Origin of the sequence: Bacillus sp. FJAT-29937, from assembly GCF_001509555.1 — a bacterium.
Taxonomy (GTDB): Bacteria; Bacillota; Bacilli; order Bacillales; family Cytobacillaceae; genus Cytobacillus.
Genome location: NZ_LMAS01000006.1, coordinates 216,627 through 242,774 on the forward strand (window position 1 = coordinate 216,627; position 26,148 = coordinate 242,774).

At 43.0% G+C, this 26,148-nt stretch carries 20 protein-coding genes; 18 read left to right on the top strand and 2 right to left on the bottom strand.

Annotation, left to right across the window (positions count from 1 at the left end; translation table 11 throughout):
* Positions 1 to 537 precede the first annotated feature (537 nt).
* Entirely contained in the window at positions 538 to 1,740 is a 1,203-nt protein-coding gene (cls, locus tag AR328_RS14680; protein ID WP_066296634.1) for a cardiolipin synthase, read from the bottom strand.
* A gap of 239 nt (positions 1,741 to 1,979) precedes the next feature.
* Between cls and AR328_RS14685 the strand changes: the two genes are divergently transcribed.
* From AR328_RS14685 to AR328_RS14730, 10 genes are all read left to right on the top strand, one after another.
* Positions 1,980 to 4,091 (top strand): (Fe-S)-binding protein, encoded by a 2,112-nt coding sequence (locus AR328_RS14685; RefSeq protein ID WP_066296638.1) that lies wholly within the window; start codon positions 1,980 to 1,982, stop codon positions 4,089 to 4,091.
* Between the two features lie 240 nt (positions 4,092 to 4,331).
* Positions 4,332 to 5,519 (top strand): acetyl-CoA C-acetyltransferase, encoded by a 1,188-nt coding sequence (locus AR328_RS14690; protein ID WP_066296644.1) that lies wholly within the window; start codon positions 4,332 to 4,334, stop codon positions 5,517 to 5,519.
* 372 nt (positions 5,520 to 5,891) lie between these two features.
* Complete coding sequence (locus AR328_RS14695; protein ID WP_066296647.1) at positions 5,892 to 6,743, top strand: 3-hydroxybutyryl-CoA dehydrogenase; 852 nt, start codon at positions 5,892 to 5,894, stop codon at positions 6,741 to 6,743.
* Positions 6,744 to 6,791: 48 nt separating this feature from the next.
* Positions 6,792 to 7,922, top strand: coding sequence for an acyl-CoA dehydrogenase (locus AR328_RS14700; protein ID WP_066296650.1), 1,131 nt, complete (start codon positions 6,792 to 6,794; stop codon positions 7,920 to 7,922).
* A gap of 460 nt (positions 7,923 to 8,382) precedes the next feature.
* Entirely contained in the window at positions 8,383 to 9,522 is a 1,140-nt protein-coding gene (locus AR328_RS14705; protein WP_066296654.1) for an acyl-CoA dehydrogenase, read from the top strand.
* Positions 9,523 to 9,596: 74 nt separating this feature from the next.
* Positions 9,597 to 10,259 (top strand): TetR/AcrR family transcriptional regulator, encoded by a 663-nt coding sequence (locus AR328_RS14710; RefSeq protein WP_066296657.1) that lies wholly within the window; start codon positions 9,597 to 9,599, stop codon positions 10,257 to 10,259.
* A gap of 42 nt (positions 10,260 to 10,301) precedes the next feature.
* On the top strand, positions 10,302 to 13,568 hold the full coding sequence (gene icmF, locus AR328_RS14715; RefSeq protein ID WP_066296660.1) for a fused isobutyryl-CoA mutase/GTPase IcmF: 3,267 nt from the start codon (positions 10,302 to 10,304) through the stop codon (positions 13,566 to 13,568).
* 169 nt (positions 13,569 to 13,737) lie between these two features.
* A complete protein-coding gene (locus AR328_RS14720; RefSeq protein WP_066296662.1) occupies positions 13,738 to 13,929 on the top strand; it encodes a hypothetical protein in 192 nt (63 codons plus the stop codon).
* Positions 13,930 to 14,103: 174 nt separating this feature from the next.
* On the top strand, positions 14,104 to 14,676 hold the full coding sequence (gene rpoE, locus AR328_RS14725; protein ID WP_066297340.1) for a DNA-directed RNA polymerase subunit delta: 573 nt from the start codon (positions 14,104 to 14,106) through the stop codon (positions 14,674 to 14,676).
* Positions 14,677 to 14,931: 255 nt separating this feature from the next.
* Positions 14,932 to 16,533 carry a CTP synthase gene (locus AR328_RS14730; protein WP_066296668.1) on the top strand — a complete coding sequence of 534 codons (1,602 nt, stop codon included), beginning with the start codon at positions 14,932 to 14,934 and terminating at the stop codon, positions 16,531 to 16,533.
* 680 nt (positions 16,534 to 17,213) lie between these two features.
* On the opposite strand, the gene AR328_RS14735 is transcribed toward AR328_RS14730, so the two are convergent.
* Positions 17,214 to 17,738 (bottom strand): DUF2529 domain-containing protein, encoded by a 525-nt coding sequence (locus tag AR328_RS14735; protein ID WP_066296670.1) that lies wholly within the window; start codon positions 17,736 to 17,738, stop codon positions 17,214 to 17,216.
* A gap of 431 nt (positions 17,739 to 18,169) precedes the next feature.
* Here AR328_RS14735 and AR328_RS14740 point away from each other — a divergent pair, with 431 nt between their 5' ends.
* The 8 genes from AR328_RS14740 (at position 18,170) to AR328_RS14775 (ending at position 25,944) form a co-directional block, all read left to right on the top strand.
* Positions 18,170 to 18,544, top strand: a complete 375-nt coding sequence (locus tag AR328_RS14740; protein WP_066296672.1) for a response regulator — start codon at positions 18,170 to 18,172, stop codon at positions 18,542 to 18,544.
* A gap of 258 nt (positions 18,545 to 18,802) precedes the next feature.
* Positions 18,803 to 19,660, top strand: a complete 858-nt coding sequence (locus AR328_RS14745; protein WP_066296675.1) for a class II fructose-bisphosphate aldolase — start codon at positions 18,803 to 18,805, stop codon at positions 19,658 to 19,660.
* A 120-nt stretch (positions 19,661 to 19,780) separates the two neighbouring features.
* Positions 19,781 to 20,422, top strand: a complete 642-nt coding sequence (gene fsa / locus AR328_RS14750) for a fructose-6-phosphate aldolase (RefSeq protein ID WP_066296678.1) — start codon at positions 19,781 to 19,783, stop codon at positions 20,420 to 20,422.
* A 324-nt stretch (positions 20,423 to 20,746) separates the two neighbouring features.
* Positions 20,747 to 22,033 carry a UDP-N-acetylglucosamine 1-carboxyvinyltransferase gene (locus tag AR328_RS14755; protein WP_066296686.1) on the top strand — a complete coding sequence of 429 codons (1,287 nt, stop codon included), beginning with the start codon at positions 20,747 to 20,749 and terminating at the stop codon, positions 22,031 to 22,033.
* A 99-nt stretch (positions 22,034 to 22,132) separates the two neighbouring features.
* A complete protein-coding gene (gene glpX / locus AR328_RS14760; protein ID WP_066296687.1) occupies positions 22,133 to 23,095 on the top strand; it encodes a class II fructose-bisphosphatase in 963 nt (320 codons plus the stop codon).
* A 467-nt stretch (positions 23,096 to 23,562) separates the two neighbouring features.
* Positions 23,563 to 24,831 carry a transcription termination factor Rho gene (rho, locus tag AR328_RS14765; protein WP_066296694.1) on the top strand — a complete coding sequence of 423 codons (1,269 nt, stop codon included), beginning with the start codon at positions 23,563 to 23,565 and terminating at the stop codon, positions 24,829 to 24,831.
* Between the two features lie 192 nt (positions 24,832 to 25,023).
* The gene (gene rpmE, locus AR328_RS14770; RefSeq protein ID WP_066296699.1) at positions 25,024 to 25,227 is read left to right on the top strand and encodes a 50S ribosomal protein L31; all 204 of its coding nucleotides are present in this window, start codon (positions 25,024 to 25,026) and stop codon (positions 25,225 to 25,227) included.
* Positions 25,228 to 25,326: 99 nt separating this feature from the next.
* Complete coding sequence (locus tag AR328_RS14775) at positions 25,327 to 25,944, top strand: thymidine kinase (RefSeq protein WP_066296706.1); 618 nt, start codon at positions 25,327 to 25,329, stop codon at positions 25,942 to 25,944.
* Positions 25,945 to 26,148: the final 204 nt, after the last annotated feature.

Genomic DNA, 26,148 nt, shown 5'->3' on the forward strand with positions numbered 1-26,148 from the left:
AAGGTTCATAACACGCGTTTGGCAGGTACCGCCTGTGAAATGCCACTATGAAAGGTTCATAACACGCGTTTGGCAGGTACCGCCCGCGAAATGCCCACTATGAAAGGCTTATAACACGCGTTTGGCAGGTACCGCCCGCGAAACGCTTACTATGAAAGGTTCATGATATGCGTTTGGCAGGTACCGCCTGTGAAATGCCCACTATGAAAGGTTCATAACACGCGTTTGGCAGGTACCGCCCGCGAAATGCCCACTATGAAAGGTTCATAACACGCGTTTGGCAGATTCCGCCCGCAAAACGCCCACTATGAAGGGTTCATACCTCGCGTTTGGAAGGTTCCGCGCGCGAAATGCCCACTATGAAGGGTTCATAACACGCGTTTGGCAGGTACCGCCCGCAAAACACCCACTATGAGGGGTTCATGATATGCGTTTGGCAGGTACCGTCCGTAAAACGCCCACTATGAAAGGTTCATAACACGCGTTCGCGAGAGTCACCTCCTAAATCGCTCCCACTACTGGCTCATAGCCCGGCAATCACAAAAACAATATAATCAAATGCGCCGCCCATTCCTTAAATGACCGGAGGGGGTTAAACTGATTTAGTTCAGTGAGCATCATTCGTTCGGATTGGCGAATGTCTGATTGTACAACCTGCCGCACCTTCTGAATAAAGTCATAATCATAGATATAACAGTTAATTTCATAGTTTAAAAAAAGGCTCCGAAGATCAAAGTTTGTTGTGCCCACATCGCAAACTTTATCATCAATAATAAGGGTCTTAGCATGATAAAATCCATTTTTAAATTCGTAAACAACCGCACCCTGCCTAATTAATTTTCTAAAAAAATAATACGAAGCTTCCTTAACAAGAGGATGATCAGATGTCTTCGGGACAAGCACGGTAAGGCTGACACCTCTTGAGAGGGCATTAGACAATTCACGCAGCAGTTTTTGGCTGGGAATAAAATAAGGTGTTCCAATGGTAATATTCGTTTCTGCCTTCCGTATTAACGTCGTATAAGTATCCTCCAGAAACGCGCCTTTAGAGGGAATTAATTGATGTCTAGACGGACCCTGAGGAAGTGCAGGGAAATAATCTGGATGATCCAGCAAATCCTCCTTGCTGTCATGGCGCCAATCAGTCAAAAACTCCTTTTGCAGGCTGTTTACACCTTCACCCTCAATCTTCAAATGATAGTCTCGCCATGGACTCAATTTAGGATCTAAATCAATATACTCCTTGCCAATATTGAAACCGCCGATATACCCAATTTCCCCGTCGATAACTGTAATTTTTCTATGATTGCGAGCCTGCAGCGTATAGAACAGGAAGGGGAACTTGGGCCGCTGGGAAAAAGAAAACTGAATCCCTTCACTTTCTAAAGACTGGATCGTTTTTTTATCAATGAGATGGCTCCCAAGCCAGTCCAGAAGGAGGCGGACCTCGACTCCCTCTCGAGATTTTTGCCTCAGGATATTTAAAAATTCTGTACTAATTTGATCGTCTTTAACAATATAAAATAATATATGAACGTGAAGCTTTGCTTTTTTTATTTCCGAAAAAAGATCCTCGAATAATGCCGGTCCTTCTGTAAAAATATCCAGGCTGCTATTCCAAAAGGGATACTCCTTCTTTGATTGTTTGCTTAATTGCCTATTTCGTCCAAAATAAAAATCAAGCGCCAGCCAAAGAGCAATCAATAGAACGATGATGAAAAGAATGGAGGTTACTTTCATTACTTTCTCCTCCTCGTGATGGTTTCCATTTATTATCTCCAGTCCAATCATTTATATAATTATTTTCTAAGCAGATAGAAGTGATTTAGTCAACTGAAAAATTTTCAAAATAAAATATGTTGACTGAATGCTCATTCATAATATAATAGAGACAAGGAATAATTTCTGAAAATTTTATTGTATTTAAAATTTTAGAATTATAGGCTGGACAATCCATTTTAAGAGGGGAGAGCAAACGTATGACAGGATTGTTGTGGGTGAATCTAATTGGATTTCTCCTTGTAACCGCTTACGCAGTCAGTTTATTTGTGTATGTTGTTAAAACGAGAATTGAATATATCAAACTCGGAAAGAAGGTAGAGTTTGATAACAATGTTAAGGAACGTCTAGGTAAAATCTGGGTGAATGTCTTTGGCCAGAAGAAGCTGTTGAAGGATAAGAAAAGTGGAATCATCCACGTCATGTTTTTCTACGGGTTTATTCTAGTCCAATTTGGCGCCATTGATTTCATCATTAAAGGAATCAAACCAGGTGCGCATTTGCCGCTTGGACCTCTCTATTCAGGATTTACGTTTTTCCAGGAGCTTGTTACTTTAATGATTCTGGTTGCTGTGATTTGGGCCTTCCATCGCAGATATGTGGAGAAGCTTATCCGCTTAAAAAGAGGCTTTAAATCGGGTCTAGTGCTTATTTTTATCGGTGGATTAATGCTTTCCGTTTTACTAGGAAATGGAATGAGCATGATCTGGCACGGACATGAAGCAGCATGGACAGAGCCAGTTGCGTCAGTCATTGCAGGCGCTTTCTCATGGATGGGCGAAACAGCCTCCATCGTTGTGTTCTATATCGCTTGGTGGATTCATCTAATCTTCCTATTAGCTTTCCTTGTGTATGTGCCGCAATCCAAGCATGCACACTTAATCGCAGGACCTGCTAACGTCTATTTCAACCGTCTTGAAAAGCCTGGTAAATTGACAAAAATTGATTTCGAAGATGAAACACAAGAAAGCTTTGGAGTCGGAAAAATTGAAGACTTCACTCAGCTGCAAATGATTGATTTCTACGCTTGTGTAGAATGTGGACGCTGTACGAATATGTGTCCAGCAACGGGAACAGGCAAAATGCTGTCACCGATGGATTTAATTCTAAAGCTTCGTGATCATTTAACGAATCATGGAGCAGCCGTTACTTCCAAACAGCCATGGGTGCCAACTTTTGCTTTTTCGAATACAATGGGCAATCAGATTGCCTTAGCAGGTGCGGGAAAAGCGGCAGAGGAAGCAGCTGCAGGATTAGCATACAGCCCAAGCTTAATTGGCGACGTCATTACAGAAGAAGAGATCTGGGCATGCACAACTTGCCGTAACTGTGAGGATCAATGTCCAGTTATGAATGAGCATGTAGATAAAATTATCGACCTTCGCCGTTATCTTGTTTTAACAGAAGGAAAGTTAGATGCAGACGCACAGCGTGCTATGACGAACATTGAGCGTCAAGGAAATCCTTGGGGATTAAACCGCAAAGAGAAGGAAAACTGGCGTGAAGCACGCGAGGATGTTCATATACCAACTGTGAAAGAAATGAATAAAGCTGGGGAAGAGTTCGAGTACCTATTCTGGGTAGGATCCATGGGTTCATTTGACAACCGCAGCCAAAAGATTGCTCTTTCTTTTGCAAAATTAATGAATGAAGCGGGCGTGAAGTTTGCCATTCTTGGAAACAAGGAGAAGAACTCAGGGGATACACCGAGACGTCTTGGAAATGAGTTCTTATTCCAGGAGCTGGCGACAAAAAATATTGAGGAATTTGAAAAGGCGGAAGTGAAGAAAATCGTCACAATCGACCCGCATGCCTACAATATTTTCAAAAATGAATACCCTGATTTCGGACTTACAGCAGAGGTTTACCACCATACGGAAATCCTTGCACAGCTTGTTGAGGAAGGAAAGCTGAAGCCGCAATATCCGGTAAATGAAACGATTACGTTCCATGATTCTTGTTATTTAGGCCGCTATAACGAGGTTTATGATCCGCCTCGCGAAATTCTGAAATCCATTCCAGGGGTGAAGCTTGTAGAAATGGAGAGAAACCGCGAAACCGGCATGTGCTGTGGAGCGGGGGGCGGTTTAATGTGGATGGAAGAAGAAACCGGCCACCGCATTAACGTATCTCGTACCGAGCAAGCATTAGCCGTAAGCCCATCAATCATCAGCTCAGGCTGTCCATACTGCCTAACGATGCTATCGGACGGAACGAAGGCGAAGGAAGTGGAAGAAACCGTCCATACGTACGATGTAGCAGAAATTCTCGAGAAATCCGTCATCGGGGAGAAGCAAACTTTAGTTTCTTAATGAATTTTATAGTTCAACTTCAATTGGTGGATTCCGTTAATTGAAGTTGAACTTTATGAATTTTTCGTAAAGTATTTCAATTTTTACTATTTTTAAAGTAAAATAGAATTATAGATAAAGCGCTTACAATTATATTTTTTTGGATGGATATTGAGCGAGCGTTCAGTCAAATGGCTTGATCGCTATGAATCAATTGGGCAAGAAAGTTTTTAAAAAAAGTAAAACAAAGGAGAGATTCTGATGGGAAGAACCGTAATTTTGGGTGGAGCAAGAACGCCATTTGGTAAGTTTGCTGGGGGATTAAGCAGCTTTTCTGCTTCAGACCTTGGCGGTTTCGCTGTAAAAGAGGCTTTAGTTCGTGCTGGTGTCAAACCGGAGGAAGTCGGTGAAGTCATTCTCGGAACGGTACTCCAAGGTGGGCAAGGCCAAATTCCTTCCCGTCAGGCTGCAAGAAAAGCAGGGCTTCCTTGGAATGTGAAAACAGAAACCGTTAATAAGGTTTGTGCTTCGGGCATGCGCAGTGTCACATTAGGGGATCAAATCATCCGCCTCGGTGATGAAGAGGTAATCGTGGCTGGAGGAATGGAATCCATGAGCCAAGCGCCGTATATACTGCCAACCGCTCGTTGGGGACTTCGCATGGGGGATGCGCAAGTTGTGGATTTAATGACACATGATGGATTAAGCTGCAGTTTCAAAGGGGTTCATATGGGGATGTACGGAAATGAAACGGCGGAAGAAATGGACATTAGCCGGGAAGAGCAGGACCGCTGGGCGCTTAGAAGTCATGAACTGGCCATTGCTGCAATAGAAGCTGGAAGGCTAGCGGAGGAAATTGTTCCAGTCTCGGTGCCGCAAAGAAAAGGAGAGCCCATTATGATTTCCGAAGATGAATCTCCTCGAAAGGATACGTCCATTGATAAATTGGCGAAGCTTCGTTCAGCCTTTGGTCAAAGGGGCACAATTACGGCCGGCAATGCGCCTGGAGTGAATGATGGAGCGGCGGCTTTAGTTTTGATGAGTGAAGAAAGAGCTGTTCGTGAAGGAAGAAAGACAGAAGCAGTTATTCTCGGTCACACGGCTATTGCGGTGGAGGCGAAGGATTTCCCGAAAACACCGGGTCTTGTGATCAACGAGCTCTTGAAAAAGACAGGGAAATCCGTTGAGGAGATTGATCTTTTCGAAATTAATGAGGCATTTGCAGCTGTTGCCCTAACAAGCGGAAAAATTGCCAGCCTTGATGAAAATAAGGTGAACGTGAATGGCGGTGCGGTCGCGCTGGGACATCCAATCGGCGCAAGCGGAGCGAGAATTATTTTGACACTAATGCATGAGTTAAAACGCAGAGGCGGCGGCATCGGCATCGCAGCGATTTGCAGCGGCGGCGGGCAAGGGGATGCCATTATGATTGAGGTTCCAAAAAGCTAAATTTGGGTACAAAATTCTTTGGTCCAAGTTGAAATTGGCAGCTAACTTTGCATGCTAGTCAGCCGATTTACTTGCTTATCAGGTGGAATCTGACTTTTTATCAGTTAATTTAGCCAGTTTATCAGTGGAATGTGTTTTTATCAGCCAATTTAGCTTATTTATTTGCGGAATCTTTTTGTTTATTAGCCGCTTAGGCAATTTATCAGCCAAATATATCGGTTTGCCAGCCAATTCGTGCTATTTATCAGCCAAATACACCGGCTTGTCAGCCAATTTAGCCAGTTTATCAGCCAATTGAAAAATTTGTCAGTAAAAAAATTAACATCCCAACAATCGGCCAATATAACATTCAACCGAACGGAGGAATAAAAAATGAACGTACAAAAAATCATGGTAATCGGAGCGGGCCAAATGGGCTCAGGGATTGCCCAGGTTTGTGCACAAGCGGGCTACAGCGTTTTTTTAAACGATTTAAAACAGGAATTTGTTGATCGCGGTCTAGGTGTGATCCGGAAAAACCTTTCCCGTCAGGTTGAAAAAGAACGGATGACTGCAGAGCAAATGGAAGAGATTCTCAACAATCTTACTCCATCAACAGATCTGCAGGACGCCAAAGCCGTAGACCTCATTATTGAAGCAGCCGTGGAAAATATGGAAATCAAAACGAAAATATTCAGCCAGCTGGATGAAATTGCGCCTGCACACGCCATCCTAGCAAGCAATACATCATCCCTCCCAATCACAGAAATTGCAGCCGCCACAAAGCGGCCCGAAAAAGTGATTGGTATGCACTTTATGAACCCAGTTCCGGTTATGAAGCTAGTAGAAATCATTCGCGGACTTGCAACAGCCGATGACGTCTACCAAACAATCGAAGACATAACAAAGACGCTCAAAAAGGTACCAGTTGAAGTTAATGACTTTCCGGGATTTGTGTCAAATCGAGTGCTGATGCCAATGATAAACGAAGCCATTTTTACCCTATATGAAGGGGTGGCTTCAAAGGAAGCGATCGATGAAGTCATGAAGCTTGGGATGAATCATCCGATGGGTCCGCTTACTTTGGCAGATTTTATTGGACTTGACACTTGTCTTTATATTATGGAAACGCTCCATGAGGGCTTTGGTGACGATAAGTACCGCCCGTGTCCGCTGTTAAGAAAATATGTGAAGGCCGGCTGGCTGGGACGTAAGACAGGCAGAGGCTTTTATACGTACGAATAGGCATTTCCTTTTTAAAAAATCATCCGACAGGAGTACGGAGGGCTGCAAATGAACCTGAGATTTACAGAAGAGCAGGAAATGATGAGAAAAATGGTGCGAGACTTTGCCCAATCCGAAATAGCACCTTTTATTGAAAAAATGGAGCAAGGAGAGTTTCCTCGTGAGATTTTACGAAAAATGGGGGAGCTAGGCCTAATGGGAATTCCTATACCGGAAAAGTATGGCGGTGCGGAAATGGATTTTACCTCCTACATCATTGCCATCAATGAGCTTTCTAAGGTGAGTGCAACAATTGGCGTCATCCTATCCGTCCATACCTCTGTAGGGACCAACCCAATCCTTTATTTCGGTACAGAGGAACAAAAGCAAAAGTATATTCCAAAGCTTGCCTCAGGCGAATATCTTGGCGCCTTCTGCCTAACAGAGCCGAGTGCCGGATCTGACGCGGGAAGCCTGAAGTCAAAGGCTGTTAAAAAAGGTGACCATTATGTGATCAACGGCTCCAAGGTATTTATCACAAACGGCGGGGAAGCGGATGTATATATCGTATTTGCCTTGACCAATCCTGAGCTTGGAAGCAGAGGCATTTCCGCTTTTATCGTTGAGAAGGATACGCCGGGTCTTGTAATCGGAAAAGACGAGAAAAAGATGGGCTTGCACGGCTCCAGAACACTTCAGCTAAGCTTTGAGGATATGAGGGTTCCTCTTGAGAATCTTCTTGGCGAAGAAGGACATGGATTTAAGATTGCCTTGGCTAACCTGGAGGTCGGACGAATCGGTATTGCCGCGCAGGCGCTTGGAATTGCGGAAGCAGCTCTTGAAGCAGCGGCGGAATACGCGAAAGAGCGTGTCCAATTCGGAAAACCGATTGCGGCCCAGCAGGGGATCGGATTCAAGCTGGCTGATATGGCCACAGCTGTTGAAGCATCGAAGCTCTTAATCTATCGTGCAGCTGACCTTCGCGAAAGAGGAATCAAATGTGGAATGGAAGCCTCCATGGCCAAGCTGTTTGCTTCCAAAACCGCTGTCGATGTAACAACAGAGGCCATCCAAGTATTTGGCGGCTATGGCTATACAGAGGATTATCCAGTTGAACGATACTTCCGTGACGCGAAAATTACCGAAATCTACGAGGGAACGAGTGAAATTCAGAGATTGGTTATCAGTAAACATCTTTAGTAGCGAACTCACTTAAAACACATAATTCATAGTGAGTGTTTTGAAAGGAACTCATCCAAAACGCTCGTCATGACTGCTTCATAGTGAGTGTTTTGAAAAGGACTTATCCAAAACGCTCGTCATGACCGCTTCATAGTGAGTGTTTTGAAAGGAACTCATCCAAAACGCTCGTCATGACCGGTTCATAGTGAGTGTTTTGAAAGGAACTCATCCAAAACGCTCGTCAAGGCCGCTTCATAGTGAGTGTTTTAAAAGGGTCTCATCCAAAACGCTCGTCATGACCGCTTCATAGTGCGTGTTTTGAAAGGAACTTATACAAAACTCTTGTCATGATCGCTTTATAGTGCGTGTTTTGAGAGGCATCCACCAATAAAGCTAACCATGACGCTTCATAAGTGTTAATTTTCAAAGAAGCTCAACGATCATATCAATTACGCTAAATTAAATGGGGGACAGGGACATGAACTTTCAATTATCAGAAGAGCATGAAATGATTAGAAAAATGGTACGCGATTTTGCAAAGAATGAAGTGGCCCCAACGGCTGCTGAGCGTGATGAGGAAGAGCGCTTTGACCGTGAAATTTTTGACAAAATGGCGGAGCTTGGGCTGACGGGAATTCCGTGGCCAGAGGAATATGGCGGCATTGGCAGCGACTACCTGGCCTACTGTATTGCTGTTGAGGAGCTGTCAAGAGTGTGTGCCTCAACAGGTGTAACGCTTTCCGCTCATACATCTTTAGCAGGCTGGCCGATTTTCAAATTCGGCAGTGAAGAGCAAAAGCAAAAATATTTACGTCCTATGGCAGAAGGAACGAAAATTGGCGGTTATGGCCTAACAGAGCCTGGCAGCGGTTCTGATGCCGGCGGAATGAGAACGACAGCTCGTCTTGAAGGGGACCACTACGTCTTAAATGGTTCAAAAATCTTCATCACAAACGGCGGAATTGCTGATATTTATGTTGTTTTTGCTTTAACTGACCCAGCGGAAAAACATCGAGGAACGACCGCATTCATTGTGGAGGCTGACTTTGAAGGCTTCTCGGTCGGCAAAAAAGAGAAAAAACTCGGCATACGTTCATCACCAACAACGGAAATTATTTTTGATAATTGTAAGGTTCCAGTAGAAAATGTTCTAGGAAATGTGGGAGAAGGCTTTAAAATTGCGATGATGACCCTTGATGGCGGCCGAAACGGAATCGCCGCTCAAGCAGTGGGAATCGCGCAAGGTGCATTAGATGCCTCCGTTGAATATGCAAAGGAGCGCGTTCAATTCGGCAAACCAATCGCTGCTCAACAAGGAATTGGCTTTAAATTAGCGGACATGGCCACAAGCATTGAAGCTTCTAGATTATTAACCTATCAGGCAGCATGGCTTGAATCTGAAGGACTTCCATACGGAAAAGAATCCGCCATGTCCAAATTATTAGCTGGAGACACAGCGATGAAGGTGACGACAGACGCTGTCCAAATATTTGGCGGCTATGGCTATACAAAGGATTATCCGGTTGAACGCTTTATGCGCGATGCGAAAATCACCCAGATTTACGAAGGCACACAGGAAATTCAGCGCCTCGTTATTTCTCGTATGCTGACAAAATAGGCTCCTATCATTTATTCTATTAAAAAAAGGCTTTAGCAGAGTTGAGCCATTCTTATAGAAGGACGGTAGGTAAAATGAAAAAACGCGAAGTACAGGCGTCTGTCAAAGATGAACGCCTTGTTAAAAAAAGACGGGACCAGATGATCAAAGGGGCTGTAACCCTATTTATTCAAAAGGGATTTCATCGCACAACGACAAGAGAAATTGCAAGAGCTGCAGGTTTTAGCATCGGAACATTATATGAATATATCCGCACAAAAGAGGATGTTTTATATCTCGTTTGTGACAGCATCTATGACCAGGTTAGCGACCGCTTGCAAAAGGATCTCAACACTGACCAAGGCACGCTTGAAAGCCTAAAGCGCGGAATTGCTGATTATTTTCGCGTGGTAGATGAGCTGCAGGATGAGGTCCTTGTCATGTATCAGGAAGTGAAATCCTTATCAAAGGATGCCCTTCCATACGTGCTGAAGAAGGAAATCGAAATGGTTGGAATGTTTGAGCAAATCGTAACGAGATGCGTGGAAAATAAAGAAATAGATCTAACCGAAGACCAGATCAAAATGATTGCCCATAATATTTTTGTGCAGGGGCAAATGTGGGCATTCCGCCGCTGGTCATTGAAAAAGATGTACACGCTAGACGAGTATATCCAGCTTCAAACGGAATTGCTTTTTCAAGGGATTAACCAAGTGGAAGTGCCGAAGCAAGATAACTCGCTAGTTTCAAAAATGTAAGTCTTTGACGGAACCTGCGTTAATACGAACAGGGGGAGAAAAATGAGTAATCCAGTAGTGTATAAGCCAAAGAATCATATTCGTTTTGTTACGGCTTCTAGTCTATTTGACGGTCATGATGCTTCCATTAATATTATGAGAAGAATCATTCAGGCAAGCGGAGCGGAGGTCATTCATCTAGGCCATAACCGTTCCGTAGAAGAAGTGGTAAATGCGGCAATTCAAGAGGATGTTCAAGGTATTGCGATTTCTTCCTATCAGGGAGGGCATGTGGAATACTTTAAATATATGTATGACCTTTTAAAGGAAAGAGGGGCTTCCCATATCCGCATTTATGGAGGCGGCGGCGGAGTCATTATTCCAAAGGAGATTAAAGAGCTGCATGACTACGGAATTGCAAGAATCTTTTCACCTGAGGATGGCCGTCAGCATGGGCTTCAAGGCATGATCAACCTCATGATTGAAGAATGTGATTTCCCAACCTTTACGCCAGAAGCTACAGAACAGATTGAAAAGCTTCAGGAAGGGAACACGAATGCCATTGCTAAGCTGATTACTTTAGCCGAGCACCATGTCAGTGTTGAAAAAGAAACGGCAGCCGCACTTGATTCTGTGATGGAAAAAGTGAAATCATTGGAAAAGTCTGTCCCAGTTCTAGGAATTACAGGAACAGGCGGAGCCGGAAAAAGCTCATTAACCGATGAATTAATTCGCCGTTTTATCAATGAAATTCCTGAAAAGAAGGTTGCTATTTTATCAGTCGATCCGACAAAGCAGAAAACGGGCGGGGCTCTTCTTGGGGACCGTATCCGCATGAATGCGATATTTAACCCGCGTGTTTATATGAGAAGCTTAGCGACGAGAAATTCGAAAAGCGAACTCTCGCTTGCGATAAAGGACGCGATTTCGGTTGTCAAAGCAGCCGGCTTTGATCTAATCGTTGTGGAAACAAGCGGAATTGGGCAAGGGGATGCAGAAATTACTGAAATTTGTGACGTTTCAATGTACGTCATGACGAGTGAATTCGGTGCGCCTTCCCAGCTTGAAAAAATCGATATGATTGATTATGCGGATTTAATTGTGATCAATAAGTTTGAACGCAAGGGTTCTGAGGATGCGAAGCGCCAGGTGCAGAAGCAATACCAAAGAAGCCGAATGCTGTTTGAAAAAGACATAGATGAGATGCCTGTTTACGGCACGATTGCGAGCCAGTTCAATGACCCGGGAACGAATGCAGTTTTTGCCGCAATCATTGAAGAATTAAAAGAAAAGGCCGGAACAGACTGGAAAACGAGTTTTTCCAAAACGGCCCTAGTTGAAAAACAAAATGTCATTATTCCGAATGAGCAGCGTTATTATTTACGAGAGATTTCGGAGACGGTGCGCGGCTATCACAAGAAGGCAGAGGAGCAGGCGAATCTTGCCCGCAAGCTTTTTCAGCTTGAAGGTGCGATTCTGGCTGTTAAGGAGCAGGAGGCAAATGAGGAAGTGGTTGCTTCATTAGAGGCGATCAAGTCTAGCGTGGAGTCTAAGCTGACTGCTGAAACGAAGACAATCCTTGAAGGCTGGGACTCTCTGAAGGAAAAATATGCAGGGGATCAGTTTGTCACAAGAATCCGTGACAAAGAAATTATTACTGTGTTAAAAACGAAGAGCCTTTCTGGTTTATCTATTCCAAAGGTGGCACTTCCTAAATACAAGGATTACGGCGAGATTATCCGCTGGGTTTATAGAGAAAATGTTCCAGGCTCATTCCCTTATACAGCTGGCGTATTCCCATTCAAGCGTGAAGGGGAAGATCCAAAAAGACAATTTGCCGGTGAAGGAACACCGGAAAGAACGAACCGCCGTTTTCATTATTTGTCAAAGGATGATTCGGCCAAGCGCTTAAGCACTGCCTTTGATTCAGTTACCCTTTACGGAGAAGATCCGGATTACCGTCCTGATATTTACGGAAAGGTTGGGGAAAGTGGAGTCAGCATCTGTACATTGGACGATATGAAAAAGCTATATGCAGGCTTTGATCTTTGTCATCCATCAACATCCGTTTCGATGACGATCAATGGTCCTGCTCCGATTATCTTGGCGATGTTTATGAATACTGCCATTGAACAGCAAATCGAGGCAAAAGAAAACGAGCTTGGCCGGGTTCTAACTGCAGAAGAGTTCACAGAAGTCAGAGCGCGCACACTTCAAACCGTTCGCGGAACTGTTCAAGCGGATATTTTAAAAGAAGACCAAGGGCAAAATACTTGTATCTTCTCAACTGAATTTGCCCTCCGAATGATGGGAGATATCCAGCAGTATTTTATCGACCAAAAGGTGCGTAACTATTATTCGGTTTCGATTTCAGGCTATCATATTGCGGAGGCTGGCGCGAACCCGATTTCGCAATTAGCGTTCACATTGGCGAACGGCTTTACGTATGTGGAGTACTATTTGAGCAGGGGCATGGATATTAACGACTTTGCACCGAATCTTTCTTTCTTCTTCTCAAATGGGCTTGATCCGGAATATACGGTGATTGGCCGTGTGGCACGCAGGATTTGGGCGACTGTGATGAGAGACAAATATGGTGCGAATGAGCGCAGCCAAAAGCTGAAATATCATATTCAAACGTCAGGGCGTTCGCTGCATGCGCAGGAAATTGATTTCAATGATATTCGTACGACTTTGCAGGCATTAATGGCGCTGCATGATAACTGTAATTCCCTTCATACGAATGCCTATGATGAGGCCATTACAACACCGACAGAGGAATCAGTGCGCCGTGCGATGGCGATTCAAATGATCATTACGAAGGAGCACGGCCTCACGAAGAACGAAAATCCGCTGCAAGGTGCCTTTATTATTGATGAATTAACAGACCTTGTGGAGGAGCTGGTGCTTCAGGAATTCGAACGCATCAATGACCGCGGGGGCGTTCTCGGTGCCATGGAAACGCAATACCAACGCGGAAAAATTCAAGATGAATCCATGCATTATGAAATGAAAAAGCACACAGGCGAGCTGCCGATTATCGGGGTTAATACGTATTTAAATCCGAACCCTCCTTCTGAAGAAGAAGTGAACAATATGGAACTGGCAAGAGCCACACAAGAAGAAAAAGAAACGCAAATTCAAAATCTGCGTAGCTTCCAGGAGCGCAACAAAGACAAAACAGAAGAAGCGATCAAACGCTTGAAGGAAACAGCTGTTTCCGGCGGCAATATTTTTGCAGAATTGATGGAAACAGTGAAAGTGGCAAGCCTTGGCCAAATTACTCATGCTCTGTACGAAGTGGGCGGACAGTATAGAAGGAATATGTAGTCTTTAGTAAAAAATAGGAGGAAACTGGACTTGTGCCGGTTTCTTTTTTTAAATTTTGTTTTACGAATAATATACAAACTTTGCTAAACTCTATATAATCAAAATAATTAATATTTAAAGTGAGCTGACGGTTTATACTTCTTGGATATGATTAGCAGGATGTGGAAATATGAAGCGAATTTTTTTGTTTGCAGCGATTATCGGAATTTGTATCGGATTTTATTACCTTTACCAAAAGCAGCTAGGCGCGATTCCTTTCTTTTTAATTTCGATTTTTTTCTTTTCACTCGCCTATAGCCAGCTCTCGCAAAAAACGAAGAACTCAGCTAAAAACGAAAAAGACAACGGGCGAAAGATATAGCTAGCATAAACACCAAAATATTGTTTATAATGGAGAATATGTATTCTTGAGGGTGCCTAAAGGTTTAACAAAATGGTTCCCAAATTAGTATGGAAGCTAAATAATCTAATGTTGAATTAGCTGTTTATTTTTCGCTTTCTATAAAGCGTTACATAGTGAAGGGGCGTGCTCATGTTGAGTTTATATGAACTTACAAAAGAAGAATTGAAAGAAATGTCATTCATTGAAGTCACTTATGAACTATTAAAAGGCAGAAAAGACGCGATGGCGTTTAAAGATATTATGGATGAATTGACTTCCCTTCTGGATCTGACAGAAGATCAGGTGAAATCAAAAATTGCTCAATTTTATACAGATTTAAACATTGATGGGCGTTTTTTAGGCTTAGGAGACAATCGTTGGGGACTCCGTGTTTGGTATCCAATTGAGCAGCAGGAAGAGGATGTCGTAACGGAAATTAAGCCGAAGAAGAAGAAGTCGAAGAAGGCGAAGGATGAAGACGATCTAGACCTTGACTACGATGATCTTGATGATGAAGATGTTGATTATGATGATATCGATGACATTGATGACGAATTTGAAGAAGAGGAAGAGGAAGTTATCGAAGAGGATGATTTGCTCGATGACGAAGAGCTGGAAGAGGACGACGACCTGATTGACGAGGATGAAGAGTATGACCTTGGAGATGAGGATGAAGATATAGAAGAAGATGAAGACCTTGATCCAGATGAGGAAGATTTAGATTAATCTTATATTCCTATAAGTTAAAATCTGGGCGCAATTTCGCCGAGGCGAAAATGATCCTGCTATCTTGACTTTTTTTTTATAGGCTTGTAGAATACTTTTTGGGCTCCTTAAAAAGGAACGAATCATTAGACGCGTATAGCGCTCCCTTACTTGTTGAAAGTAAGTGGAGCGCTATTTATTTTTTTGGAAAGATTGAATTTTTTTATTCATTAATTAAAGAAGAATATGCACAAACTGTAATGAGGGGGAATTAAAATGACAAAGTATATTTTTGTAACAGGTGGCGTAGTGTCGTCGCTCGGGAAAGGGATTGTCGCAGCTTCCCTTGGACGCCTTCTGAAAAACAGAGGATTGAGCGTGACGATTCAAAAATTTGATCCGTATATTAATGTGGATCCTGGGACGATGAGCCCCTATCAGCACGGTGAAGTGTTCGTAACAGGTGATGGCGCGGAAACGGACTTAGACTTAGGTCACTATGAGCGTTTTGTTGATGTGAATTTAACTAAATACAGCAGTGTGACGACAGGGAAAATTTATTCCACTGTACTTAGGAAGGAACGCCGCGGTGAATACAATGGCGGAACCGTTCAAGTGATTCCCCATATTACAAATGAAATTAAAGAAAGAGTTTTCCGTGCGGGACATGAAACCAATTCAGATGTCGTGATCACCGAAATTGGCGGAACGGTAGGAGATATTGAGTCCCTTCCATTCCTTGAGGCGATTCGCCAAATTAAAAGTGACATCGGCCGCGACAATGTGATGTACATCCATTGCACGTTAATTCCTTATATTAAAGCGGCTGGGGAAATGAAAACAAAACCGACACAGCATAGTGTAAAGGAATTAAGAAGCTTAGGGATTCAGCCAAATGTGGTCGTAGTCCGTACAGAAATGCCGATTTCTCAAGAAATGAAGGACAAGCTTGCTTTATTCTGTGATATTGATAAAGAAGCGGTTATCGAATGTAGAGATGCTGACACATTGTACTCTATTCCGCTTGCGCTTCAAGATCAAAACCTTGACAGCATTGCCTGCAATCATTTGAAACTTGTTTGCGGGGATGCTGATATGACGGAATGGAAGCAGCTCGTTGAAAAAGTAACAAACCTTTCTAAGACAACTAAAATCGCGCTTGTTGGAAAATATGTTGAGCTTCAAGACGCCTACATTTCAGTAGTAGAAGCATTGAAACATGCAGGCTATGCACATGATTCTGATATTGATATTAAATGGATTAATGCTGAAGAAGTGAATGAGGGAAATGTTTCAGAGCTATTAAATGAAGTGGATGGGATTCTTGTTCCTGGCGGATTTGGTGATCGCGGGGTTGAAGGAAAAATCCTTGCGATTCAATATGCCCGTGAAAATAAAAAGCCGTTCCTCGGCATCTGCCTAGGCATGCAATTAGCATCCATCGAATATGCCCGAAACGTATTGAATCTGAATGGGGCGCACTCTGCGGAAATTGATCCATCTACGAAGCACCCGATTATTGATCTTTTACCAGAGCAGAAGGATGTAGAGGATTTAGGCGGAACGTTAAGATTAGGTATTCAAGCATGTAAATTAAACGAAAATACGAAAGCCTATGAAGCTTATCAAGATGAGGTTGTCTATGAGCGTCATCGTCATCGCTATGAGTTTAATAATCATTACCGCCAAGAAATGGAAGATGCTGGCTTTGTCTTCTCTGGCACTAGCCCAGATGGACGCCTAGTCGAAATTATTGAGATTAAAGACCATCCATGGTTTGTGGCATCCCAATTCCATCCTGAATTTATTTCAAGACCGAATCGCCCACAACCCTTATTCCGTGACTTTGTTGGCGCGGCATTAAATCAGAGCAGATAATAGTAAAGGAAGACTCCTGAGCAGCTGGCCCCTAGTGTGGGGACTGGTGCTTCGTGTGGAGGCTTCCTTTTTTGCATTTTCTGAAATACTTTAGCTATGGAGTGGTCATGGTTCGTGTTTTGCAGGAGTAGGGGGGGAAACGGTAACTATAGAGAGTTCATGGAGCGTGTTTTGGAAGGGGACGAGTAGAAACGATAACTATGGAGAGTTTATGGAGCGTGTTTTGCAGGGGAAGAGTTGAAAACGGTAACTATAGAGAGTTCATGGAGCTCGTTTTGGAGGGGGAGGTGTAGAAACGGTAACTAAGGAGAGTTCATGGAGCGTGTTTTGGAGGAGAAGGAGTGAAAACGGTAACTATAGAAAGTTCATAGAGCTCGTTTTGTAGTAGAAGTGATAAAAACGGTAACTAAGGAGAGTTTATAGAGCGTGTTTAGCGGGAGTAAGGGTAAAAACGGTAACTATGAATAGTTTATGGAGCTAGTTTTGAATGATTAGGTGTAAAAACAATAACTATGAAGAGTTCATAGAGCTCGTTATGAAGGAACATATGTGAAAACGATAGCCATGAAAGGCTCATGGCCCCTATCTATCCTAAAAGGTAGCGATAACAGCGGCCATGAATAAATAATGAGTCATCAAAACGGAGAAGGTTCTTTTTTACGATTAATTCCTAAAGCCCTTTATTCATATTCCTCTAAAATTTCCTCTAATATAAACTTGATCCCATAGTATGAAAATAAGGCAGCCATGGAGGAAGGGTAGCCAAATCTGTTACCTGTTTCATCTGGCAGCAGACCTTTTGTAAGCCTTAAATCAATATGTACATCGGCCAAATCAGCTAGTCCGTGACCTTCCTGAACAGTGGAGATGCCCACAAATGGAATCATTTTCTCGGCAAGAATTTCCGCCATCTTCACCGCTTCTTCATCTGTAGAATGACGCGCGACAATGAGAAATCTGTCTGTCTCTGATAGATCATCCAATGGACGGTCGATTGGCCAGATGGCTGCATTTTTCAATGGCTCTTGCCCCTCGGTTGCTTCATAAGCAATAGCATTCATCTCATTGGCCCCAAAAATATAAATATTCCCGTTTCCGACAGCCGCCTGGGCCAGCAGTCTAGCACTGTCTTCCATCGAAAATTCCTCGTTTTCCTGGATTCTTTTAAACAGCCCGGTAAGCTGTGTAGAAAACATCTTTAGCATCATGTCTCTCCTATCGCAATTAAAGATTTTCGGTATATCAATTATATGAAAAGCAAACAAAAAGGTAAAATCGGATCCATGTTTTGCAGAGTAACCGGACTCCCATTCCTTTATTTACTCAAAATCCCCTTGATTCTGAATACTTGCGGACACCAGTTCCGTTAACAGACGGAAATCATACGAAATTTACCCTCTGTAGATCTTATAGCGGAACGTAAGTCCGATAAGGCTGGTAATATAGCCTATTTTGTTAAATAACGGAACCCCAGTCCGACCAACAGTTTAAAATTAACTCCAGCAAGCAAATTTTTTGAAGAGGGAGGAATTCTGAGTCAGCAAGTAGAATTAAAGAAAGGGGGAATTCTAATTGGGTAGATAAAACAGCAATCAAAATGACAGAATTTTTGAGACGAAGGGAAGAGGTGGGTTGATTGAAGGGGAAAATATTAATCGTTGATGATCAATTTGGTATTCGCATTTTGCTGAATGAAGTTCTACAAAAGGAAGGCTATGACACATACCAAGCTGCAAATGGAATTCAGGCACTTGACATTGTCTCCAAGCATTCACCTGATCTAGTGCTTCTCGATATGAAAATCCCTGGCATGGACGGGATTGAAATATTAAAGAGAATGAGAGTAATTGATAAAGAAATTCGTGTCATCATTATGACGGCATACGGCGAGCTGGATATGATTCAGGAAGCACGCGATTTAGGCGCCTTGACGCACTTCGCAAAGCCTTTTGATATTGATGATATTCGGGCAGCCGTTAAGAAATATGTGCCAATAGCCAATTCATTTTAACAACCAGCCTGTGGGCGATCAGCGGCAGATTCATCTGTAACATTTATGCGCGCTTTCGCTTCACAGGCTTTTCATATCGAGCTTCGTTTTCTCATGAAAATTCATTCCGGTAATAGCATTTCTTTAGCTGTTTTGGTATGATACAAATGAATTCCATAGGATCGGTTCCGTTTAAGCAGGAGAATACATAAACGCAAGTATCAAGGGAAGACTTATCCTGTGTAAATTAGAAGCGATGATCATGAAGGAGGAAGAAATATGCCTTTAGTATCAATGACTGACATGCTGAACAAGGGAAAAGCGGAAGGCTATGCAGTAGGTCAATTTAACTTAAATAATCTTGAGTTTACTCAAGCGATTCTTCAAGCAGCAGAGGAAGAAAAATCCCCTGTTATTCTTGGTGTGTCCGAAGGGGCAGCACGTTATATGGGCGGCTTCAAAACCGTTGTAAAAATGGTAGAAGGCTTGCTTGAGGATTATAAAATTTCGGTACCTGTAGCGATTCATTTAGATCATGGTTCAAGCTTTGATAAATGTAAAGAGGCGATCGATGCTGGCTTTACTTCAGTTATGATTGACGCTTCACATGATCCTTTTGAAGAAAATGTGGCAACTACTTCAAAGGTTGTAGAATATGCACATGCCCGCGGTGTTTCAGTGGAAGCTGAATTAGGGACGGTCGGCGGACAAGAGGATGATGTTGTAGCAGATGGTGTTATTTACGCAGATGCAAAAGAATGTGAAGAGCTTGTAAAAAGAACGAAAATTGACTGCCTAGCTCCTGCGTTAGGATCTGTGCATGGTCCTTACAAAGGGGAACCAAATCTCGGATTTGCTGAAATGGAAGAAATCGGCCAGCTCACAGGCGTTCCACTTGTTCTGCACGGCGGAACGGGAATACCAACGAAAGATATTCAAAGAGCGGTTTCTTTAGGAACGGCCAAAATTAATGTAAATACAGAGAATCAAATTGCTTCTGCCAAGCGTGTTCGCGAGGTATTAGCTGCCGATTCAGAAATGTATGATCCACGAAAATACATGGGACCAGCTAGAGAAGCTATTAAAGAAACCGTTATTGGAAAAATGCGCGAGTTTGGTTCTTCTGGGAAGGCTTAATAGCAGTGTAGAATTTTTAGGAAACCGCCTTTAAAATAGAGGCGGTTTTGATTCATTTGTTAAGTTTTTCGGGCAGGAAAGCTTAAGAATACTATTTATTTTTTTGAGGAGGATTTTATTATGAAATTTTTCATCGATACAGCGAATATGGATGAGATTAAAGAAGCACATGCATTAGGTATTCTAGATGGGGTCACGACAAACCCTTCATTGGTAGCAAAGGAGAAGAATGTTTCCTTCCATGACCGACTGAAAGAAATTACAGAGCTTGTTCCAGGTTCAGTAAGTGCAGAGGTGATCGCACTAGACGCGGAAGGCATGATTAAAGAAGGACGCGAGTTAGCGGCTATTGCGCCAAATATTACAGTTAAAGTCCCGATGACGCCTGATGGATTAAAGGCTGTTCATGTTTTTTCAAAAGAAGGAATCAAAACAAATGTTACGTTAATTTTCAGTGCGAACCAAGCATTGCTGGCAGCAAGAGCTGGAGCTACATATGTTTCTCCTTTCCTTGGCCGATTAGACGATATTGGCCATAATGGGCTGGATTTAATTTCTACCATTGCAGAAATATTTGCTATCCATGATATTCATACGGAAATTATTGCAGCATCAATCCGTCATCCTCAGCACGTAACAGATGCCGCTTTAAGAGGTGCTCACATTTCAACAATCCCTTATAAAGTGATTATGCAATTATTTAAACACCCGCTAACGGATAAAGGGATTGAAGCATTTCTTGCTGACTGGAATGCCCGCTAAAAATTAAATGGAAGAACGTCCGTTTTTTACAAAAGTTTGGGTATTACCAATGGCCGATTTGGGGTAAAGTGTTAGTAGCAAGCACTAGCAGACGTTGAACAATTGAAACTTTATTTTCATAACCACACATGGGAATGGCTTTTTCGTGTAAACTAGAAGATAAGGAATCATGTCGGAATGAACAGGATGCGACCTGTTGTCAGTTCTATTTCTAAAGCAAAGGACAAGCTAAATTAATTCCTACATAGTTCAAGAAGGATGCAGACATTTCATTACCCACGCAGCGATTTTTCATATACTTTACGGCGTAGAAGGGAGCAAAAAATGGAAAAGCTTATGATTGCAGGCGGTTACCCTTTAAAAGGAACTGTTCGAATTAGCGGAGCAAAAAATAGTGCAGTGGCATTGATTCCGGCTACGATTCTAGCTGATTCGCCTGTCACAATTGAAGGGCTGCCAGATATTTCGGATGTGCAAATTTTAAAAGGACTGCTTGAAGAACTTGGGGGGACCGTCAACTTTATTGACGGAGATATGAAAGTTGACCCCTCCTCGATGATTTCCATGCCTTTGCCGAATGGAAAAGTAAAGAAACTGCGTGCCTCTTATTATTTAATGGGGGCCATGCTTGGCCGATTCAAAAAAGCAGTGATTGGTCTGCCAGGTGGATGCCATCTTGGCCCGAGACCGATTGACCAGCATATTAAGGGCTTCGAGGCTCTTGGTGCAACTGTAACCAATGAGCAGGGAGCTATTTACCTGCGGGCGGATGAACTGCGAGGGGCTCGAATTTATCTCGATGTTGTCAGTGTTGGGGCGACCATCAATATTATGCTGGCAGCTGTTAGAGCTAAAGGAAGAACGATCATTGAAAATGCGGCAAAAGAGCCGGAGATTATTGATGTAGCCACTTTGCTGACGAATATGGGGGCAAAAATTAAGGGTGCTGGAACAGATGTTATTCGAATTGATGGGGTAGACCAGCTACATGGCTGCCAGCACACGATTATCCCGGACCGTATCGAAGCGGGTACGTATATGTTACTTGGTGCAGCCGTTGGTGAAGGAATGACCATTGATAATGTGATCCCTCAGCATCTTGAGTCACTGATTGCGAAATTAAGAGAAATGGGTGCTCAGATTGAAACAGGGGATGATCATGTCTATATTCATCCGGTTGGAAAAAGAAAAGCCGTTGATATTAAAACGCTTGTTTATCCAGGTTTCCCGACAGATTTGCAGCAGCCTTTCACGACTTTATTAACGAGTGCAGATGGGACAAGTATGGTGACGGACACCATTTATAGTGCCCGTTTTAAACATATTGATGAATTAAGAAGAATGAATGCGAATATTAAGGTGGAAGGCCGTTCAGCGATTATTCACGGACCTGTCAAGCTTCAGGGCGCCAAAGTAAAGGCCAGTGATTTACGAGCAGGCGCAGCACTAGTCATTGCTGGACTGATGGCAGACGGAATTACGGAAGTAACCGGAGTCGAGCATATTGACCGCGGCTACAGCCATCTTGTAGAAAAGTTAAATGGCCTCGGAGCAACTATTTGGCGAGAAAATTTAACAAAAGAAGAACAGGAACAAATGAAAAATGCTTAACTTATTGATGGAATCTGCCTAATGGACCCCCGGGTTCCAATAGGCATTTCGAATTTATTTCATAAATGTAGAACAGCAAAGATTTGAGGGGGAAAAAGGATGGAACGCAGTTTAACAATGGAGCTTGTCCGTGTAACAGAAGGGGCAGCCTTAGCATCGGCCCGCTGGATGGGACGCGGGAAAAAGGATGAAGCAGATGATGCAGCCACAACAGCGATGAGAAATGTGTTTGATACCGTACCAATGAAGGGAACCGTTGTCATTGGTGAAGGGGAAATGGATGAAGCGCCAATGCTTTACATCGGAGAAAAGCTTGGTACTGGCTATGGACCGCGTGTAGATGTAGCAGTAGATCCGCTTGAAGGCACGAATATCGTGGCATCTGGAGGCTGGAATGCACTTGCTGTTTTGGCTGTTGCTGATCATGGCAACTTGCTTCACGCTCCTGATATGTATATGGACAAAATCGCGGTTGGCCCTGAAGCTGTAGGCCAAATTGATATTAATGCTTCGGTCATCGATAACTTGAAGGCTGTAGCAAAAGCGAAAAATAAAGACATTGAAGATGTGGTAGCAACGGTCTTAAATCGTGATCGTCATAGTCACATTGTGTCTCAGCTTCGTGAAGCGGGGGCTAGAATTAAATTGATCAATGACGGGGATGTCGCAGGTGCGATCAACACGGCATTTGATCATACGGGAGTCGACATTCTTTTCGGACTTGGCGGTGCACCAGAGGGCGTGTTAGCCGCTGTAGCACTTAAATGCCTAGGCGGAGAAATTCAAGGAAAGCTTGTTCCGCAGAACGATGCTGAAATCGAACGCTGCAAGAAAATGGGCCTTGATGTAAACAAAATTCTTCTTATGGAGGATTTAGTAAAAGGCGATGACGCTATCTTTGCTGCAACGGGTGTGACAGATGGAGAGCTTCTTCGCGGAGTACAATTTAAAGGAACGTACGGGTCTACTCATACGGTTGTTATGCGTGCAAAATCCGGAACAGTCCGTTTCATTGAAGGACGTCATAGTCTAACGAAAAAACCAAACCTAGTCATTGGATAAAGAGAGTCTTTACGGGCTGTTGATCCCAGGCTCAACGGGGGCTCACAGCCCGATAATCTGCGATAATATCTTCAGAATGCTAGTTCATTCTAATGGAAAGTAACCTTTCCAAAATGAAGAGGATAAAGATATAAAAAGGTCTGGTCATAAAATGGCCAGGCCGTATCCTCTTATTTCCTGCCAAAATGGACTTGTTTCCTAATTGTAAATAAAATATAGTTAATACAGGCCCCTATGGGGAGTGCTTTTAAGTTTTTTTCAATAAAGCTAACCTCAAAAAAATAACCTTTCAAAGTTGTAGGATTAGATGGGCTCCTTTTTTGATTTATCCTCAAGTTTAATTATATATAATACTAGTTTTCGTTTTACCTCAATCATATTTTTCCCGTTTTATTTTATTGTTTCTTCGGTTTTTAGTTTCAATTTTTTAGGGGAAGAGTTTGAAAAAATAAAAGAGTGGTGTCATTATGGGATTAAATATATCCAGTTTAGAAAATATGAAGTTAAAGGAGCTTTATGAGCTTGCCCGCGAATATAAAGTTTCTTATTACAGCAAATTAACAAAGAAAGAATTAATTTTTGCCATTTTAAAGGCGAGAGCAGAGAAGGAAGGATACTTCTTTATGGAAGGTGTCCTGGAAATCATTCAATCGGAGGGCTTTGGATTTTTAAGGCCGATCAATTATTCTCCAAGCTCAGAGGATATTTATATTTCGGCTTCGCAAATCCGCCGTTTTGACTTAAGGAATGGGGATAAGGTTTCCGGAAAAGTTCGTCCTCCGAAAGAGAATGAACGGTATTTTGGCTTGCTTCAAGTTGAACTTGTTAATGGGGATGACCCGGAGACTGCGAAGGAGCGCGTGCATTTTCCTGCCTTAACACCGTTATATCCAGATCTCCACATGAAGCTGGAAACAACGCAAAGGCATCTTTCTACAAGAATTATGGACGTGCTGGCACCAGTTGGATTTGGACAGCGTGGTCTAATTGTCGCTCCGCCTAAGGCTGGTAAAACGATGCTTTTAAAAGAAATTGCCAATAGCATTACAACGAACCATCCTGAAGTGGAGCTGATCGTCCTCTTAATTGATGAGCGCCCGGAAGAGGTAACCGATATTGAACGCTCTGTTGCGGGAGATGTAGTGAGCTCAACCTTTGATGAGGTTCCTGAAAATCACATCAAGGTGGCGGAGCTTGTCCTTGAACGTGCGATGCGCCTAGTCGAGCATAAGCGCGATGTTGTGATCTTGATGGATAGTATTACGAGATTGGCAAGGGCTTATAACCTTGTTATTCCGCCGAGCGGCAGAACGCTTTCAGGGGGGATTGACCCGGCAGCCTTCCACCGTCCAAAACGTTTCTTCGGTGCAGCGCGTAATATTGAGGAAGGCGGCAGCTTAACGATTCTAGCAACCGCTCTTGTCGATACAGGCTCGAGAATGGACGATGTCATTTACGAGGAATTTAAAGGGACTGGTAATATGGAGCTTCATCTTGACCGTGCACTTGCCGAAAGAAGAATCTTCCCAGCGATTGATATCCGCCGTTCCGGAACGCGTAAAGAAGAGCTTCTTATCCAGAAGGAACAGCTGGACATGCTGTGGGCGATTCGAAAATCCATGTCAGACTCACCAGACTTTGCTGAGAAGTTCTTGCGCAAGCTAAGACAAACGAAATCAAATGAAGACTTTTTTGCCAACTTGGCAGAAGAAATGAAGTCGAAGCGTTCTCATTAGTAGGAAAACAGGGCAAGTAGTTGGGAAGAGTGGATAATTTTTCTCTCTTTATATACGCAATCAAATATTGCAAAATAGGGTTGACCTTGTTATAATAATTCCAGTGTGTTTTAGATTATACGGTCAGCTTCATTTGACCCGTAATATATAACTCTGTCTCAGTATGATTCAGGGCGGAAGGAGATGAAAAGAATGAAAGCAGGAATTCATCCAAATTACAATAAAGCAATCGTTAAATGTGCATGTGGTAATGAATTTGAAACGGGTTCTGTTCAAAAGGAAATCCGTGTTGAAACTTGTTCTGAATGCCATCCATTCTACACAGGTCGTCAAAAATTCGCTGAAGCTGGCGGACGTGTTGACCGTTTCAACAAAAAATACGGCATTAAGCAATAATAATAACAAAACCAAAACAGGCAAGTTTTCTTTCTTGCCTGTTTTTTATTTCGATTTTACAGCATAATTTGCACTGTTTTTAAGGAGGAGAGGCCTTCTATGTATGTCATGAAGCAACATGGATGGGTAGAGGTGATTTGCGGGAGCATGTTCTCTGGAAAATCCGAAGAACTGATTCGCCGGGTGCGCAGAGTGCAATTTGCGAAACAGCAAATTGTGGTGTTTAAACCGCAAATAGATAATCGCTATAGTGAAGAAGCGGTGGTTTCCCATAATGGGACAGCCTTTACGGCTATACCGATTTCAAATTCTACAGAGATTTTCAAACATATTCATTCTGATATCGATGTTATTGCTATCGATGAGGTTCAATTTTTTGACTCGGAAATCGTAAAGGTGATTCAGCATCTAGCGAATAGCGGCCATCGTGTCATTGCAGCAGGCCTCGATCAGGATTTCCGCGGCGAGACATTTGGCCAAATGCCAGCCCTTATGGCCATTGCCGAATTAGTGACCAAACTTCAAGCCGTCTGTGCGGTTTGCGGCTCACCAGCCAGCCGTACGCAAAGATTAATTAACGGGGAGCCCGCTTCCTATGATGATCCTGTTATTTTAGTTGGTGCTTCTGAAACGTATGAAGCACGGTGCCGACATCATCATGAAGTGCCCAAGTCACCGAAAATTTCAGGTGAAGAGCAGGCAACACAGGCTTTATAACATACTTAATTCTGTCTGAAGAGATTCAGGCAGTTTTTTTGTTTTTTGGAGAAGAAGGAGATGGCGGATAACATGATGGAACTGGCGGGTATTTTGCCAAAGCAGCGGATATAGTGGCGTATCTAGCGGATATCCTGGATTTGTCCATTTTTAGAGGGGGATTTTTTTAAAAAAAGAGCAACGTTTTGGCTGAAATTGGGCGGT

Bases quoted from the DNA above. Each gene is read 5' to 3' on its own strand.
- cls (WP_066296634.1), bottom strand. From the start codon at position 1,740: ATGAAAGTAACCTCCATTCTTTTCATCATCGTTCTATTGATTGCTCTT.
- AR328_RS14685 (WP_066296638.1), top strand. From the start codon at position 1,980: ATGACAGGATTGTTGTGGGTGAATCTAATTGGATTTCTCCTTGTAACC.
- AR328_RS14690 (WP_066296644.1), top strand. From the start codon at position 4,332: ATGGGAAGAACCGTAATTTTGGGTGGAGCAAGAACGCCATTTGGTAAG.
- AR328_RS14695 (WP_066296647.1), top strand. From the start codon at position 5,892: ATGAACGTACAAAAAATCATGGTAATCGGAGCGGGCCAAATGGGCTCA.
- AR328_RS14700 (WP_066296650.1), top strand. From the start codon at position 6,792: ATGAACCTGAGATTTACAGAAGAGCAGGAAATGATGAGAAAAATGGTG.
- AR328_RS14705 (WP_066296654.1), top strand. From the start codon at position 8,383: ATGAACTTTCAATTATCAGAAGAGCATGAAATGATTAGAAAAATGGTA.
- AR328_RS14710 (WP_066296657.1), top strand. From the start codon at position 9,597: ATGAAAAAACGCGAAGTACAGGCGTCTGTCAAAGATGAACGCCTTGTT.
- icmF (WP_066296660.1), top strand. From the start codon at position 10,302: ATGAGTAATCCAGTAGTGTATAAGCCAAAGAATCATATTCGTTTTGTT.
- AR328_RS14720 (WP_066296662.1), top strand. From the start codon at position 13,738: ATGAAGCGAATTTTTTTGTTTGCAGCGATTATCGGAATTTGTATCGGA.
- AR328_RS14730 (WP_066296668.1), top strand. From the start codon at position 14,932: ATGACAAAGTATATTTTTGTAACAGGTGGCGTAGTGTCGTCGCTCGGG.
- AR328_RS14735 (WP_066296670.1), bottom strand. From the start codon at position 17,738: ATGCTAAAGATGTTTTCTACACAGCTTACCGGGCTGTTTAAAAGAATC.
- AR328_RS14745 (WP_066296675.1), top strand. From the start codon at position 18,803: ATGCCTTTAGTATCAATGACTGACATGCTGAACAAGGGAAAAGCGGAA.
- fsa (WP_066296678.1), top strand. From the start codon at position 19,781: ATGAAATTTTTCATCGATACAGCGAATATGGATGAGATTAAAGAAGCA.
- AR328_RS14755 (WP_066296686.1), top strand. From the start codon at position 20,747: ATGGAAAAGCTTATGATTGCAGGCGGTTACCCTTTAAAAGGAACTGTT.
- glpX (WP_066296687.1), top strand. From the start codon at position 22,133: ATGGAACGCAGTTTAACAATGGAGCTTGTCCGTGTAACAGAAGGGGCA.
- rho (WP_066296694.1), top strand. From the start codon at position 23,563: ATGGGATTAAATATATCCAGTTTAGAAAATATGAAGTTAAAGGAGCTT.
- rpmE (WP_066296699.1), top strand. From the start codon at position 25,024: ATGAAAGCAGGAATTCATCCAAATTACAATAAAGCAATCGTTAAATGT.
- AR328_RS14775 (WP_066296706.1), top strand. From the start codon at position 25,327: ATGTATGTCATGAAGCAACATGGATGGGTAGAGGTGATTTGCGGGAGC.